The sequence below is a fragment of the Mesorhizobium sp. AR07 genome (assembly GCF_024746815.1).
Classification (GTDB): Bacteria; Pseudomonadota; Alphaproteobacteria; order Rhizobiales; family Rhizobiaceae; genus Mesorhizobium.
Genome location: NZ_CP080525.1, coordinates 4,168,794 through 4,183,438 on the forward strand (window position 1 = coordinate 4,168,794; position 14,645 = coordinate 4,183,438).

General features: G+C 64.1%; 16 protein-coding genes. 3 read left to right on the top strand and 13 right to left on the bottom strand.

Annotation, left to right across the window (positions count from 1 at the left end):
• Positions 1-86 precede the first annotated feature (86 nt).
• From BPNPMPFG_RS21225 to rplS, 4 genes are all read right to left on the bottom strand, one after another.
• Positions 87-884, bottom strand: coding sequence for a transporter substrate-binding domain-containing protein (locus BPNPMPFG_RS21225; RefSeq protein ID WP_258590625.1), 798 nt, complete (start codon positions 882-884; stop codon positions 87-89).
• A 176-nt stretch (positions 885-1,060) separates the two neighbouring features.
• Positions 1,061-1,561 (bottom strand): MarR family winged helix-turn-helix transcriptional regulator, encoded by a 501-nt coding sequence (locus BPNPMPFG_RS21230; RefSeq protein ID WP_258590626.1) that lies wholly within the window; start codon positions 1,559-1,561, stop codon positions 1,061-1,063.
• A complete protein-coding gene (locus BPNPMPFG_RS21235) occupies positions 1,558-1,992 on the bottom strand; it encodes an organic hydroperoxide resistance protein (protein WP_258590627.1) in 435 nt (144 codons plus the stop codon). The genes BPNPMPFG_RS21230 and BPNPMPFG_RS21235 overlap by 4 nt, the downstream gene beginning before the upstream one ends.
• A 150-nt stretch (positions 1,993-2,142) precedes the next feature.
• A complete protein-coding gene (gene rplS / locus BPNPMPFG_RS21240; RefSeq protein ID WP_258590628.1) occupies positions 2,143-2,682 on the bottom strand; it encodes a 50S ribosomal protein L19 in 540 nt (179 codons plus the stop codon).
• 311 nt (positions 2,683-2,993) lie between these two features.
• On the opposite strand from rplS, the gene BPNPMPFG_RS21245 reads away from it, so the two are divergent.
• Complete coding sequence (locus BPNPMPFG_RS21245) at positions 2,994-3,746, top strand: sulfite exporter TauE/SafE family protein (protein WP_258590629.1); 753 nt, start codon at positions 2,994-2,996, stop codon at positions 3,744-3,746.
• Here the strand turns inward: BPNPMPFG_RS21245 and trmD are convergent.
• Positions 3,728-4,432 carry a tRNA (guanosine(37)-N1)-methyltransferase TrmD gene (gene trmD / locus BPNPMPFG_RS21250; protein ID WP_258590630.1) on the bottom strand — a complete coding sequence of 235 codons (705 nt, stop codon included), beginning with the start codon at positions 4,430-4,432 and terminating at the stop codon, positions 3,728-3,730. The two genes, BPNPMPFG_RS21245 and trmD, sit on opposite strands and share 19 nt — an antisense overlap.
• Positions 4,429-5,028 carry a ribosome maturation factor RimM gene (gene rimM / locus BPNPMPFG_RS21255; RefSeq protein WP_111544147.1) on the bottom strand — a complete coding sequence of 200 codons (600 nt, stop codon included), beginning with the start codon at positions 5,026-5,028 and terminating at the stop codon, positions 4,429-4,431. The genes trmD and rimM overlap by 4 nt, the downstream gene beginning before the upstream one ends.
• A gap of 115 nt (positions 5,029-5,143) precedes the next feature.
• Here rimM and BPNPMPFG_RS21260 point away from each other — a divergent pair, with 115 nt between their 5' ends.
• Both BPNPMPFG_RS21260 and BPNPMPFG_RS21265 read left to right on the top strand, forming a co-directional pair.
• Positions 5,144-6,082 carry a tyrosine recombinase XerC gene (locus BPNPMPFG_RS21260; protein WP_258590631.1) on the top strand — a complete coding sequence of 313 codons (939 nt, stop codon included), beginning with the start codon at positions 5,144-5,146 and terminating at the stop codon, positions 6,080-6,082.
• Between the two features lie 215 nt (positions 6,083-6,297).
• Entirely contained in the window at positions 6,298-7,368 is a 1,071-nt protein-coding gene (locus tag BPNPMPFG_RS21265; RefSeq protein ID WP_258590632.1) for a TraB/GumN family protein, read from the top strand.
• Here BPNPMPFG_RS21265 and BPNPMPFG_RS21270 read toward each other — a convergent pair.
• The 7 genes from BPNPMPFG_RS21270 to odhB all read right to left on the bottom strand — a co-directional run bounded on the left by BPNPMPFG_RS21270 (position 7,365) and on the right by odhB (position 14,583).
• Positions 7,365-7,775, bottom strand: a complete 411-nt coding sequence (locus BPNPMPFG_RS21270; protein ID WP_319945946.1) for a DUF2867 domain-containing protein — start codon at positions 7,773-7,775, stop codon at positions 7,365-7,367. The genes BPNPMPFG_RS21265 and BPNPMPFG_RS21270 overlap by 4 nt on opposite strands.
• A gap of 862 nt (positions 7,776-8,637) precedes the next feature.
• Positions 8,638-9,582 (bottom strand): IS110 family RNA-guided transposase, encoded by a 945-nt coding sequence (locus BPNPMPFG_RS21275; protein ID WP_258590634.1) that lies wholly within the window; start codon positions 9,580-9,582, stop codon positions 8,638-8,640.
• Positions 9,583-9,848: 266 nt separating this feature from the next.
• Positions 9,849-11,255 carry a dihydrolipoyl dehydrogenase gene (gene lpdA, locus BPNPMPFG_RS21280; RefSeq protein ID WP_258590635.1) on the bottom strand — a complete coding sequence of 469 codons (1,407 nt, stop codon included), beginning with the start codon at positions 11,253-11,255 and terminating at the stop codon, positions 9,849-9,851.
• A 24-nt stretch (positions 11,256-11,279) separates the two neighbouring features.
• Entirely contained in the window at positions 11,280-12,035 is a 756-nt protein-coding gene (locus BPNPMPFG_RS21285) for an SDR family oxidoreductase (RefSeq protein ID WP_258590636.1), read from the bottom strand.
• Complete coding sequence (locus tag BPNPMPFG_RS21290) at positions 12,032-12,481, bottom strand: hypothetical protein (protein ID WP_413776794.1); 450 nt, start codon at positions 12,479-12,481, stop codon at positions 12,032-12,034. The genes BPNPMPFG_RS21285 and BPNPMPFG_RS21290 overlap by 4 nt, the downstream gene beginning before the upstream one ends.
• Before the next feature lie 60 nt (positions 12,482-12,541).
• On the bottom strand, positions 12,542-13,264 hold the full coding sequence (locus BPNPMPFG_RS21295; protein ID WP_258596847.1) for a DUF4241 domain-containing protein: 723 nt from the start codon (positions 13,262-13,264) through the stop codon (positions 12,542-12,544).
• A gap of 38 nt (positions 13,265-13,302) precedes the next feature.
• A complete protein-coding gene (odhB, locus tag BPNPMPFG_RS21300) occupies positions 13,303-14,583 on the bottom strand; it encodes a 2-oxoglutarate dehydrogenase complex dihydrolipoyllysine-residue succinyltransferase (RefSeq protein WP_258590638.1) in 1,281 nt (426 codons plus the stop codon).
• Positions 14,584-14,645: the final 62 nt, after the last annotated feature.

Sequence of the window (14,645 nt, forward strand, 5' to 3'; positions counted from 1 at the left end):
GAAGGCCCGGGGCCGGCAGGACAGAGGGGGGTGTTCAAGCGCAGAGTCAGCGCGAGATCATTGTGTAGTGTTCTCAACAAGAGGGGTTACTGCCCCATCTTGTAATCGAGAAACCACTTCTTGTTCAGCGCATCGAGCGTCCCATCGGCCTTCAGCGCCGCGATTGCCGCGTTGACCGGCTTCACCAGATCGGAACCCTTCGGGAAGATGAAGCCGAAATCCTCGGTGCCGAGCGGTCCGCCGATCAGCTTCAGCTTGCCGTCCGAGGCGTCGACATAGCCCTTTCCGGCTGTGCCGTCGGTCAGCACGACATCGACGTCGCCGGACTTCAGCGCCTGCACCGTGGCGCCAAAAGTCTCGAACAGTTTGATGCGCGGGTTCTGTTCATTGCCGTCGAGGACACTGTAGACGGCGGTGTAGAACGGTGTCGTGCCGGCCTGGGCGCCGACCAGCCCGTCCTTGAAGGCGCCGAAGGTCTTGGCGTCGGTGAAACGGCTTTCGTTACCGCGCACCAGCATGAACTGTTCCGAGCGCATATAGGGGTCGGAGAAATCGACCTTCGCCTTGCGGTCGTCCTTGATGGTGATGCCGGTCATGCCGATGTTGTACTGGTTGTCGGAAACCGCCTGGATCATCGCGTCCCAGGAGGTGTTCTGGTATTCGACGGCAAAATTCAGCCGCTTGGCGATCTCGTTCATCGCATCATATTCCCAGCCGATCTGTTTTCCGGTCTTGGCGTCGATGAACTGCAGCGGCGGATAGGCGTTTTCGGTCACCACCACCACCTTCTTGCCGCCGAGATCGGGCAGCGCCTGGGCGAAGGCGGCGACGGGCGCAAGCATGAGGGCAAGCAGGCCGGCCAGCAGCAGTTTCGATTTGGTCATGACACACTCCCCGGAATTGAAAGCGCCCGGTCATGGGCCGGGCTTGCAGGAAAATCCGGAGCCGACTTTAGCTTTCCGCAAGCGTCATGCAAGACGGTCCGCTGCGGCAACTCAGACGAAAACGGATTCCAGTGCCTTCAATCCCGGGATTTCGGAACGATCCTTGCGATCTCTCGTCAATCGCGGTCCGCGGCTTTGGCGCCCGCTTCGCGCAGACCGTCGATCAGCCGCGTCAGGCTGTGATGCAGGGATTTCAATTCGGCGCCATCGAGCGGCGAATGGCAGCGCATCGCGGCCGACACCGCCTTGGCGCCCTCGCGCAGCGCCCGGCCCTGCCGTGTCGGTTCGACCAGCACCCGGCGTTCGTCGGCGGGATCGCGCCGGCGCGTCACCAGGCCGTTCGCTTCGAGGCGTTTGAGCAGCGGCGTCAGCGTCGCCGAATCGAGCCCCAGCGTTTCACCGAGTTCGCCGACCGTGCGCGGCGCATGCTCCCACAGCGCCAGCATGGTCAGATATTGCGGGTAGGTCAGGCCGAGCGGCTCGAGCAGCGGCCGGTAGAGCCGCGTCATCAGCCCGCTGGCCGAATAGAGCGCGAAGCAGAGGTGTTGTTCGAGCTTGGGTATCCCGGCGAAATCCGCCGGGACGTCCAGGGGCGAAGCTGTGGCCTTAGTGGTCATGCTGCCTTTGCCGGAAGCGCCGTTACCGAAAGCGCCACGTCGATGTTGCCCTTGATGGCGTTGGAATAGGGGCAGACCTGATGCGCCGCCGATACAAGCGCGTCCGCCGCCGCCTGATCAAGACCTTTCGTCTCGGCCGCCAGGGAAACACCAAGTACAAATCCACCCTGCGCGTTGGTATGCAGGCTGACATTGGCGGTCACCGAGGCATCCTGCAGCGGCAGTTTCTGCTTGCCGGCGATGAAGCGCATGGCGCTTTCGAAGCAGGCGGCATAACCGGCCGCGAACAGCTGCTCGGGATTGGTGGCGCCGCCCTTGCCGCCCAGTTCCTTCGGCATGGCAAGGTCGAGGCTGAGCAGGCCATCGCCGCTCTGGACATGGCCGGCGCGGCCGCCGACGGCACGGGCCTGGGTGGAATACAATGCGGGCATCACGATTCTCCATTTACTTTGTGCACGATTATTTAGTGCACGATATAAATGGAGTCAACCGACCTTCGAGAAAAGGCTGCCGCGATGCTCCAATCCCCGAAACGAAAAAAGGCGGCCGAAGCCGCCTTTTTGAACTGCTTGCCGAAAACCTTATTCGGCGGGGGTCGCTTCAGCGGCCTTGGCTGCTTCGTCGGCGGCCTTCTTCTCGGCGGCTTCCTTGGCGGCCGTCTCGGCGGCCAGCGCCTGGACAGCAGCGACCTTCTCGGCCTCGATGCGGGCCTTCTCGGCGTTCAGCGCATCGCGCTCCTCATCGTTCAGCTTGCGGGCGCGCACGCCGGTGTTTTCCGAGATACGGGCCGACTTGCCGCGACGATCGCGCAGGTAATAGAGCTTGGCGCGACGCACTTTGCCGCGGCGAACGATCTCGACGCCTTCGACCATCGGCGAGTAGACCGGGAACACGCGCTCCACGCCTTCGCCATAGGAGATCTTGCGGACGGTGAAATTTTCCTGGAAGCCGGAGCCGGCACGGGCGATGACGACGCCCTCGTAGGCCTGGACGCGGGTGCGGGTGCCTTCGGTCACGCGGACCTGGACGCGCACGGTGTCGCCGGGCTGGAATTCGGGAAGCTTGCGCTTGGCTTCGATCTTGGCGGCCTGTTCGGCCTCGAGCTGACGGAGAATATCCATCTCAAAAATCCACTTCTTGTTCTTCCGACAGTCAGAGCGTCCGACACTCGCCTTGCAGTTCCAATGACCGCTCGGCTATGCCCTCTGTTTGAAAACATCGGGCAGGGGCGACTACACCGTCATTGTTGACGGGTCCGGTAGATTGTTCTTCCGGTACGGGCGGGCACATACAGCTATTTCAGCGCTTTGTCACGCCTGGCCTCGAGTCTTTTTTGCTCGCCTGGCACCATCGCAGTCTTCCGGTGCCGGGTTGCGCCCGCGTGCCAAGCTTCCTAAGCCTGAAACAACACAGTTTTACGCGGCGCCATTCCATGTCTGTCTTCGACGCCATCCTGCTTTTCCTGGCGGGCTTTCTGTCAGGCGCCGCCAATGCGGTCGCCGGTGGCGGCACCTTCATCACCTTCGGTGCCATGACACTGGTCGGCCTGCCGCCGATCGTCGCCAACGCCACCTCCTCGGTCACGCAATTTCCCGGCTACATCACCTCGACGCTCGCCTACCGGGATGACATCCGGCATTTCTGGCGCGGCGCACTGCTGCTGTGCCTGATCTCGGCGGTCGGCGCGCTGGCCGGCGCGCTGATCCTGCTGGCACTCGATAATCCGTCCTTCCGCGTCCTGGTGCCGTGGCTGCTGCTGGGCGCGACGGCCCTGTTTGCCGCCGGGCCGTGGCTGAAGCCGGCGCCCAAGCCGGGGCACGAAGCGGCGGTGGGCTCGCTGACCGGTTCGTTTGCGCAGTTCATCACCGCCGTCTATGGCGGCTTCTTCGGCGCCGGCATGGGCGTGATGATGCTGGCGACGCTCGGCCTGACGCAAGCCGGCGACTACCACCGGCTGAACGCGCTGAAGAACATGCTGGCCATTGTCATCGCCGCGGTGGCGATCGTCGTCTTCGTCTCGGGCGGCGTTGTCGCCTGGCCGCAGGCGATCGTCATGATCCCGGGCGGCGCGCTGGGAGGCTATGCCGGTGTCTGGATCGCCAAGCGCGTGCCGCAGAACGTCGTGCGCGGCTTCGTCATCGCGGTCGGCCTGTTTCTCGCCTTCTACTACTTTAGGAAAGGCTGAGGGGCGTTTTCCAACAGATCCGGCCGCCGCTCTTTCGTCAGCGCCTCCGACTGCGCGCGCCGCCATGCGGCGATCTTCTTGTGATTGCCTGAGATCAGCACGTCGGGTATCTCGCGCCCCTCGAACGCCTGCGGCCGCGTGTAATGCGGATGCTCGAGCAGGCCGTTCTCGAAACTCTCCTCCTCGCCCGACACCGAATTGCCCATCACACCGGGCAACAGCCGCACCACCGCATCCAGCAGCACGAGTGCTGCCGGCTCGCCACCCGAGAGGATGAAATCGCCGATCGAAACCTCTTCCAGGTTCCGCGCTTCGATCAGCCGCTGGTCGACACCTTCGAAGCGTCCGCACAGGATGACCGCGCCCGGCCCGGCGGCCAGCGCGCGCACCCGCTCCTGCGTCAGCGGTTTGCCGCGCGGGCTCATCAGCAGTCGTGGCCGTAAATCGCCTTCCGGTGAAGCATGGTCGATGGCTTTCGCCAGAACATCGGCGCGCATCACCATGCCGGCGCCGCCGCCGGCCGGCGTGTCGTCGACGGTGCGGTGGCGGTCGGTGGCGAAGTCGCGGATCTGGATCGCTTCAAGCGACCATGTGCCGGCCTCCAGTGCCCGGCCGGCCAGCGACAGGCCGAGCGCACCCGGGAACATCTCGGGATAGAGCGTCAGCACCGAGGCTTTGAACGTCACCGGTTGCCCCCGGCGTCGCTCGGTCCGCGCGGCCTTCCCTTCGGGTCGAAGTCTTCTTCGCGGGGGCCATCCCCGTCTTCGTCCTCGACAAGCCCGGCCGCCGCCGGATCGACGCGGACAAAGCCCTCGGCGATTGAAACTTGCGGCACGGCGGCTTGCGTGAACGGGATCAGCACGCCCTTGCGCCCGCCAAGCGTCACATCGAGAATGTCGCCGCCGCCGAAATTGTGCACCGCGACGACCTTGCCGATGGCGGCACCGGTATCGTCCCGAACCTCGAGCCCGACGAGGTCGGCATGGTAGAACTCGTCCTCTTCGCCATCGTCGGGCAGCATCGAACGGTCGACGAACAGCTCGGTGCCGGCCAGCGCTTCGGCGGCGTTGCGGTCAGCGACACCCTTGAACCGGACAACGACGACGGTGTTGGCGGGCCTGATGTCGATAATCTGGAAGGCGCGGCCGTCCCTGGCGTAGAGCGGACCGTAATCGGCCAGCGCCAGTGGCTCACCGGTGAAGGTTTTCACCCGCAATTCGCCCTTGATGCCATGGGCGGCGCCGATCACGGCCATCTGGACGGGGTTCTGGGGCTTGCTCATGGTACGATATCCTTTGGCTTTGCTCTAACGCTCCCCGATTGTCATTTCAATGACATGGCTCTTCACCGCTTCCTAACCCGGCTGCCGGAAAATGGCCGGGAACTGGAAACAAATCATGCAGGAATTCCTCATCCCGGCAAAACCCGATCTCCAGGCGGCGCGTGAAGGCTGGCTGAAGATGCTGGCGCGCGAGCGCCGGCTGTCGCCCGAGACCGTCGAAGCCTATGAGCGCGACACGCGCCAGTTCCTGCATTTCCTCACCGGCCATTGCGGCGGCTCGCCCGGCATCTCGGAGATCGCCAATCTGCGACCGGCCGATCTGCGCGGCTTCCTCGCCGCCCGCCGCAACGCCGGTGCCGGCGCCCGCACGCTCGGCCGCGGGCTGGCCGGCATCCGCTCGCTGCTGCGGTTCCTCGAACGGCGCGGCCTCGCCAATGCGGCGGGGGCGGCAGCCTTGCGTGCGCCGCGCCAGCCCAAATCGCTGCCCAAGCCGCTGACGGCGAGCGATGCCAAGCATGTCGTTTCCGTCGAAGGCCAACTGGCGGAAGAGCCGTGGATCGCCGCCCGCAACGCTGCCGTGCTGACGCTGCTCTACGGCTCCGGCCTGCGCATTTCCGAGGCGCTCGGCCTCGCCGGTGCCGATCTGGCATCGACGGCCGACACCGTGCTGCGCGTCACCGGCAAGGGCGGCAAGACGCGGCTGGTGCCGGTGCTGCCGGTGGCGCTGCGGGCGATTGCCGAATACCGGCGGCTGTGCCCCTATCACCTCGACCCGAAGGGCCTTTTGTTTCGCGGCGCGCGCGGCGGCCCGCTCAATCCGGCCATCGTCCAGCGCGACATGGCCAAGCTGCGCTCGGTGCTCAACCTGCCCGACACCGCGACGCCGCATGCGCTGCGCCATTCCTTCGCCACGCATCTGCTCGGCCGCGGCGGCGATTTACGCACCATACAAGAGCTGCTCGGCCACGCCAGCCTGTCGACGACGCAGATCTACACCGGCGTCGACACGGCAAGACTGCTCGAAATCTATGAGTCGGCGCACCCAAGGGCGTGATCACTTCGTCATCCACGGGCGGAGCGGGAGCGAAGCGGACGCGGAGACCCGAGGATGACGAAGCGAGGGGCGTTTTTGCCAATCGCCAAGGCATGCAGTTCGGCCAACGCAAGCCACCCGTCAAACCTTCTGCGCCGATAAACTCGAACCGGTCGAAGACAATTTCACAGCGCCGGTTAACCGTTTCGCCGCTTTTTGATCCTAAGGAAAAAGCCATGAAACGCGTCATCGCCATCGCCGACCGTGCAACGTCCGCATCGCTTAAGCTGCTTGTTGCGCTCAACGTGCTGTTTTTCCTGTCGTTCCTCGCCGTCTTGCTGTTCGCGGCCGGCAGGGCGCACGCGGAAATCCCGACCTGCACCGGCGCCGACATGCTCTCCGCCTTGCAGAAGAGCGATCCGGCCACCTACCGGAAGATCGAAGCAGAAGCCGCCGCCACGCCGAACGGCAAAGGCCTGTTGTGGAAGCTGGAGAAGCCGGGCGAAAAACCGTCCTTCCTGTTCGGCACCATGCATATGACCGACCCGCGCGTCACCACGCTGCCGCCTGCGGCGCAGAAGGCCTATGATGCCGCCGGCACCCTCGTCATCGAAACCACCGACGTGCTCGACAAGCAGCAGATGATGGCGGCGATGCTGAAGGAGCCGGACCTGATGATGTTCACCGACTCCACGACGCTGTCGTCGTTGCTGTCGCCCGACGATGCGGCGGCGGTGAACAAGGCGCTCGACGCGCGCGGCATCCCGCCGGCAACCGTTGCCAAGATGAAACCGTGGATGCTGTCGGCCATGGTGGCACTTCCAGCCTGTGAACTCGCCCGCCAGTCCGGCGGCGCCCCGGTGCTCGACGTCAAGCTGGCCGAGGACGCCAAGGCTGCCGGCAAGCCGGTGGAAGGATTGGAAACGGCTGTCAGCCAGCTGCGCGCCATGGCCTCGCTGCCGCTGACCTTTCACATGAAGGGGCTGGTCGATACGCTGAAGCTCGGCGACAAGGTCAACGACATCAACGAAACCATGATCGTTCTCTACCAGCGCGGCGACACCGGCATGTTCTGGCCGCTGTTCCGCGCCGCCATGCCTGACGAGCAGAACGACCCCGCCGGCTACGCGGCGTTCGAGGAAACCATGATCACCAGCCGCAACAAGGTGATGGTCGAGCATGCCGAACCGATCCTTGCCAGGGGCAATGCCTTCATGGCGGTCGGCGCCCTGCACCTTCCCGGTCCGGAAGGGCTGGTCGAGGATTTTCGCAAAGCCGGTTACACCGTCACGCCCGTCGGGCTTTAGCTTGACTTGACTAGGATTTGAGCCAGCATCGCCGGAGCGACGATCCGGTGAAAAGGCATGATGATCGCTAGATAGATCCGTCCGAGCCGATTGTGCGTTTTGACGATCGTCGACAAAGCCACTTCCTGCCGGCCCATGCCAAGCTCCCTGACCTCGACCAGGACACGAAAATCGAGATGCCGGTCGTCCAGACCAAGGACGACCTTGCCGGGAAACTGGCTGATGAGCGGAAATATCCCGATCCGGCCGTACGGCAACACAGCAGGTTCCAGGCCCGTCTTCAGCCGAAATGGTCTGACCGCAAAATTGCGCAGCGCCGTAAGCCAGCTGACCCATCGCGGTGTCCGTCCCAAGGCGCGCTCGGCCGCGCCGAGCGCTGTCAATGAAAGGCCGTCCGTGACCAGCAAAAAGCGGTCGGCGAACTGGGCTCCGGCAAGAGCGTCTTGGGGGTTCGGGACGGTCTGCGCTGTGGAGTTCATCGCGGCAAAAATCCTCTGAACCGATCATAGCAGGCACAAACGTATCGCGTGGCGTGGCGAAACGCCGCCATTCCCTGACTGGGAGCGGGGAATTGCCCTGTTTTTGGCGTTTTCCAACCTTAGCGTGAAACCTGTTCAACGATTGCGCGTTGAGTGGGGTTGATTGATATTTTTCATCCACGGAGGACACTTTTATGGCGAACACACCGAATCCAAACGACCCGTTCAATTCGTCCACCAACGCCCCGCCCCCGACCAGCGGCGGCGGTGGCGGCAGCACTTGGCTGATTGCCCTGGTCGTCGTTATTCTGGCGGTTGTCGCGTATTATGTTTTCGGAAGAAGCGGTGAGCATCCGGCACCCGCCGAGCCACCAGCGGCCAGCACACCGGCGCCCGCGCCGGCTCCTGCGGAACCGATGAAGCCTGCGGCTCCGGCGGCGCCTGCCCCTGCAGCGCCGGCCCCAGCAACGCCTGCCCCGGCGCCCGCTCCGGCCCCAGCGCCTGCGCCGGCTCCTGCCGCACCGGCCAACTGATCGCTTCCTATCAAATACGGACGGCCCGCTGAAAAGCGGGCCGTTTTGCTTTTTGGGGAGCCCGTCAACGTCCGCGCTGCCCCTCATCGCCCTGCCGGGCACTTCTCCCCGTATAGTGACGGGGAGAAGTGGGCTGGCCGCAACCTCAGCGCCTACATTGCAACGCTGGCTATTGGCGAAACGGTCGATGAGAGCGCCCCTCTCCCCGTCACTATACGGGGAGAGGATGCCGGCAGGCAGGTGAGCAACTGTGTTTGTCAGGGTCGGGCTGGGTTCCACGGTTCGTTGTTTCGGATCATGGCACTGAGGATGGTCAGTATCTTTCGCGCGACGGCGATGAGAGCGACTTTCGGCGCCTTGCCGTTTGCAATGAGGCGCTGATGGAAAGCCTTGAGCACAGGATTGGAGCGACTGGCGGTGAGTGCTGCCATGTAGACCACCCTGCGCACGTCATGACGGCCACCCCAGATGCTGCGCTTGCCTCGGAAAGTGCCGGTGTCGAAGTCGTAGGGCGCGAGGCCGGCAAGGGCTGCGATCTCTCGTCGCGAGGCCTCACCAATCTCGGGAGCCAGAGCAAGCACGGTGTGGCTGAACACTGGGCCGGCACCGCAGAAGGACTGGATCAGGCGATCCCTGGCCGCGAGCGCTGGCTGGCTGGCGACGAGTTCGGCCATCCGTTTGGCAAGCAGAGCGATATCGAGCTCGATGCGCCGCAGCCGCCGGGTGAACATGCGCTTGACCGTCGGCTCGCGTATCTGCTCGAGCTGGTTGGCGAGGCTGACCTTGTCGTCGCTGAGCTGCCTGCGGGCAACGACCAGATCGGCGAGTTGCTCGGCGATTGGGTCACAGCGCACCGGCCGGGTCGGCAGTTCGGCGGTGTAGCGCGCAATCAGCAGCGCATCGATGCGATCGTTCTTGGCCAGCCGGCCAAGGGCGCGGGCATAGTGGCGCAGCTTGTGCGGATTGACGTTCCTGGCCGGCAGGTTCGCCTTGCGCAGCGCCTTGGCCACACCGCGCTCATAGCCGCCGCTCGGCTCCATGCCGATGGCGCGCACATTGCGACCCGTCAGCCACTTGATCAGCTCGGCCCAGCCGTCCTTGTCGTTGTCGAAACGGGCTCGTTCTAGCGTCTGAAACACCGACACATCGAGCCACCACTTGGCGACGTCAATACCGACGTCCTGAACCGTCTCTTCAGCCATCTCCTCAATCCCTTCCTTGTGTGCGGGGGCTTGCCCCTTGCAACTGTTCGGGTTCACAAAGAAGGCGGTCGGGCCCCAGCTCACCTACGGTTTAGGCCACCTGAGGGGCGACGGGCTCTCGACCGCCGCCACGAACCGGAACATCCACCGGTTCGTGGCACCCTCCATTATGCATATTCCAAACACACAAGGGGCGGCGCGGCGTTGAAAGTCTTCTTCTCGCAGCAAAAGGGTATGCGAAGGCGTCGATCCGAGGGTTGCGTTCGCTAAATATGGATCGGCTTGAAGAAGGTGGCCAGCGCTGCTTCCTTCACCGCTTCCGACATCGTCGGATGCGCATGGCAGGTGCGAGCGAGATCTTCCGAGGAGCCGCCGAACTCCATCAGCACCGCCGCCTCGTGGATCATCTCGCCGGCGCCGAAGCCGACGATATGGACGCCGAGCACGCGGTCGCTTGCCTTGTCGGCCAGAATCTTGACGAAGCCGTCGGTGTGCAGCATGGCGCGCGCCCGGCCATTGGCGCTGAACGGGAATTTTCCCACCTTGTAATCGATGCCGGCCTTCTTCAGCTCTTCCTCGGTCTTGCCGACCGAAGCGATTTCCGGGCTGGTGTAGACGACGCTCGGAATGACGTCGTAGTTCACATGGCCGGCCTGGCCGGCAATGGTTTCCGCCACCGCCACGCCCTCGTCCTCGGCCTTGTGCGCCAGCATCGGCCCGGCGATGACATCGCCGATGGCATAGATGCCGGGTACGTTGGTCCGCAGATGCCCGTCGGTCTTGACCCGGCCGCGCTCGTCGACCTCGACCCCAGCCTCCTTCAGCCCAAGACTGTCCGAATAGGCGCGGCGTCCGGTGGCGATCAGCACCGCGTCGGCCTCGATGGTCTCGGCGGCACCGCCCTTGACCGGCTCGAAGGTGACGGTCGCCCCTTTCTTCGCCTTGGCGACGCCGGTGACCTTGGCGCCGAGCTTGAACTCGAAACCCTGCTTCGACAACAGCCGCTGGAACTGCTTGGAGACCTCGCCGTCCATGCCGCCGAGAATGGTGTCGAGGAATTCGACCACGGTGACCTTGGCGCCGAGCCGTGCCCACACCGAGCCGAGTTCGAGCCCGATGACACCGCCGCCGACCACCACCAGATGGCCAGGCACTTTTTCCAATGACAGCGCGCCGGTCGACGACACGATCACCTTCTCGTCGATGTCCACCTTGACGCCGGGAATGCCGGCAACGTCCGAACCGGTGGCGATGACGATGTTTTTGGTCTCGATCTCCTCGACCTTGCCGTCCTCGCCGGTCACCGACACCTTGCCGGCTGCGACCACCTTGCCGGTGCCACGGAAGCTGTCGATCTTGTTCTTCTTGAACAGGAAGGCGACGCCGTTGACGTTCGACGAAACCGTCGCGTCCTTGTGCGCCATCATCTTCTTCAAATTCAGCTTCGGCGCTGATATCTCGACGCCGAGCGTGTCGAAGGAATGGCCCGCCTCGGCGAACATCTCGGAGGCATGGAGCAGCGCCTTGGACGGGATGCAGCCGATGTTGAGGCAGGTGCCGCCGAAGGTCGCGTTCTTCTCGACCACCGCCGTCTTCAGCCCGAGCTGTGCTGCCTTGATGGCGCAGACATAGCCGCCCGGTCCCGATCCGATGATAACGACGTCATAAGCCATGATACTGTCCTTCTTCACTGGGGCTCAGCGGCCGCCGCTTACATTCAGGATGGCGCCCGTCGTATAGGACGCCGCGTCGGATAGAAGATAGAGAACCGCGCCAGCGACTTCATCAGCTGTGCCGGCTCTTTTCATCGGAAGCGTGTCCTGCAGCAGCGCCACCCGGTCCGGCTGTCCGCCGGACGCATGGATGTCCGTGTCGATAATGCCCGGCCGCACTGCGTTGACGCGGATGCCTTCCGTTGCCACCTCGCGAGCGAGCCCGATGGTGAGCGTGTCGATGGCGCCCTTTGATGCAGCGTAATCGACATAATTGTCCGGCGCGCCCAGCACCGCCGCCGCCGATGAGATGTTGACGATCGATCCGCCCGCCCCGCCGTGACGGGTCGACATGCGCTTCACCGCCTCGCGTGCGCAGAGAATGGAACCGACGACATTGATGCGCATCATGCGCTCCAGCCGCGCGACATCCATCTCGTCGACCCGCGCCTTGGCGTCGACGATGCCGGCATTGTTGACGAAGGCATCGAGCCGGCCATAGGTGCGGTCGACGGCGCCGAACATGGCAACGATATCCGCCTCGCTGCCGACATCGCCCCTGACGGCAAAAGCGTCGCCGCCGGCAGCCTTGATCTCAGTGACCAGGGCGTCGGCGGCGTCCTGATTCGCAGTGTAGTTGACCACGACGCGGTAGCCGGCCTTCGCGCCGAGCCGGCAGATCGCGGCGCCGATGCCGCGGCTGCCGCCGGTGACCAGCAGTACCTTTTGCATCCCGCTCATTCCTGGCATCCCTTCAAGGCAAACACATCCCACGGCACTTTCGAAAACCCGCTGCCGCCATAGGCTGAGGATTGACGCAATGACGGGCCAAGGTCCGGCAGGATCAGCGTCTTCGGCGCATCGACGCCTTCGGCCGGCAACAGCCCGATGCTGCCCTTGTCATCCGACGTGTAGATGACACCGTGCCAGGGCGTACAGGCGGCAAGCTCCTCGCCGGTGACGTCGCCCTCGGGGCACTTGTACATCAGCGCACCGTTCGGCCGCGACACGCCGTCGTTCCACATGACGATGCCGTTCAGCACCACATTGTTGTCGAGGATCATCCGGAGCGTGTTGGTGACGGTCGCCGAGGTGCCGGTCGGGGTAAAGTCGATCTCGCTGCCGCTCTGGGCCTCGCCATAGACGGCAAGCTCGATCGGGCAGGCGGCAAACGCCGCCGAGCCCATGGCCAACAATCCGGCTACAGATGTGATGATGGGCGACAGGGCGCTTAGCATCACCGCGGCCTACTTGCTCTCGCGGCCATCGGCGTTTTCCAGCACGCCAAAATCGGTCATCAGCAGCAGCGGTTCGCCAGCCGCGTCCAATCCCCAGAACGATGGATAAAATCCGTCACCCCAGCCGCTCCAGAACATGGCGATGTTGAGAGGGTTGCCGGCCACCGGGTGATGCAGCACGAACCTGTCCTGGTTGGGCGCGAATTCGGCGGCTAGGACGTCGTCATAGTAATTCTGCTCGGCTTTGAGCTTGTCCTGCTGCTCCGACATCAGCGCCATGGCCGTCTTGTCCATGAACGAGCCAAGGCCGGCATCGACGGGATAGCCGAACATCTCATCGTCCTTCAGGGTCGACACGTCCTGGCCGGGCACGGTTGCCAATTCCCAGCGAACCGGCTTGCCAGGCCGGAAGCGCAGGATCGCGGCAGCTACACGGCCTTGCGCCTCAAGCAGCGAAACCGGGTAGTGCCCGGGTTTGATGGTGCGGCTCAACGCCGGCCAGTCAGTTCCGGTGGTCAGCGGGTCACAAGCGATGATCTGGCCCGTTGGCAACTCGAGCTCGCCGATCGGAGTGACGGTGATCTTCCGCTCAGCCAGTTCGGCATCGCTCAGAGCGAAGACGCCGAGGTTGCTGCTTACCTTGTTTGCATCCCAGTCGGCGGCCAGCGCTACCTGCGGCAAAGCGGAGAGAATGCCAAGCCCGACGAGGCCAGGTCGAAACCATCGCCGCATAGCAGTCAACCAGCCGGCCATGGCGGGATTGGCTTGGCTCACAGATCGAGCACCAGCCGTTCCGGATCCTCCAGGCTTTCCTTGACGCGCACGAGGAAGGTCACCGCTTCCTTGCCGTCGACGATGCGGTGATCGTAGCTGAGTGCCAGATACATCATCGGCCGGATCACGATCTGGCCGCCGACCACGACAGGCCGGTCCTGGATCTTGTGCATGCCCAGGATGCCCGACTGCGGCGCGTTGAGGATCGGCGTCGACATCAGCGACCCGTAAACGCCACCGTTGGAAATCGTAAACGTGCCGCCTTGCATATCCGCGACCGACAGCTTGCCGTCGCGCGCGGCGATACCCAGGCGACCGATATCCTTTTCGATCTCGGCGATCGACATCTGGTCGGCATTGCGCACCACCGGCACGACGAGGCCCTTCTCGGTGCCGACGGCGACGCCGATATGGGCGTAGTTCTTGAAGATGATGTCGGTGCCGTCGATCTCGGCATTGACCGAGGGGATTTCCTTCAAGGCATGGGTGACGGCTTTGGTGAAGAAGCCCATGAAGCCGAGCTTCACGCCGTGCTTCTTCTCGAACACGTCCTTGTATTTGGTCCTCAGCGCCATCACAGCGCTCATGTCGACCTCGTTGAAGGTGGTCAGCATGGCGGCGGTCGACTGCGCTTCCTTGAGCCGGCGCGCGATGGTCTGGCGCAGCTTGGTCATGCGCACGCGCTCCTCGCGCGACGCGTCGTCGCCCGAGGACGGCGCACGCACCGCAACAGGTGCTGGTGCTGGTGCTGCCTTCGGCGTCTCGGCCGGCTGCGACGGCGCACCCTTGGAGATCGCGTCGAGCACGTCGCCCTTCAGCACCTGGCCGCGCTTGCCGGAACCCGAGAGCTGGTCGACCGCCAGATTGTTCTCGGCGATCAGCTTTGCGGCTGCAGGGGCCGGCGGCATGCTGCGCGGCTCGACCGCGCCGGCGTCGCCAGCGATCTTGGCGGTCTCGGCCGCGGCCTGCTTGCCCGTCGATGCCGCATCTGGCGACGAGGCCTGCGACACCGCCTGCGGCTTGGTCGCCGGGGCCGCGCCGCCCGCCGAAATCGAGCCCAGCAAGGCGCCGACGCCGACCGTTTCACCTTCCTTGACCGCGATCTCCGAAAGGATGCCGGCCGCCGCTGCTGGCACCTCCACTGTCACCTTGTCGGTTTCGAGTTCGACCAGCGGCTCGTCGGCGGCAATGGCGTCGCCGACCTTCTTGAACCATTTGCCTATGGTCGCTTCGGTGACGGATTCGCCAAGAGTGGGAACGCGGATTTCGGTAGCCATTGTGCCTGTCCGTTTCTTTCGGTTCTGTTTTGTCAGCCCAGATCTGTACTATTCGCCCAAAT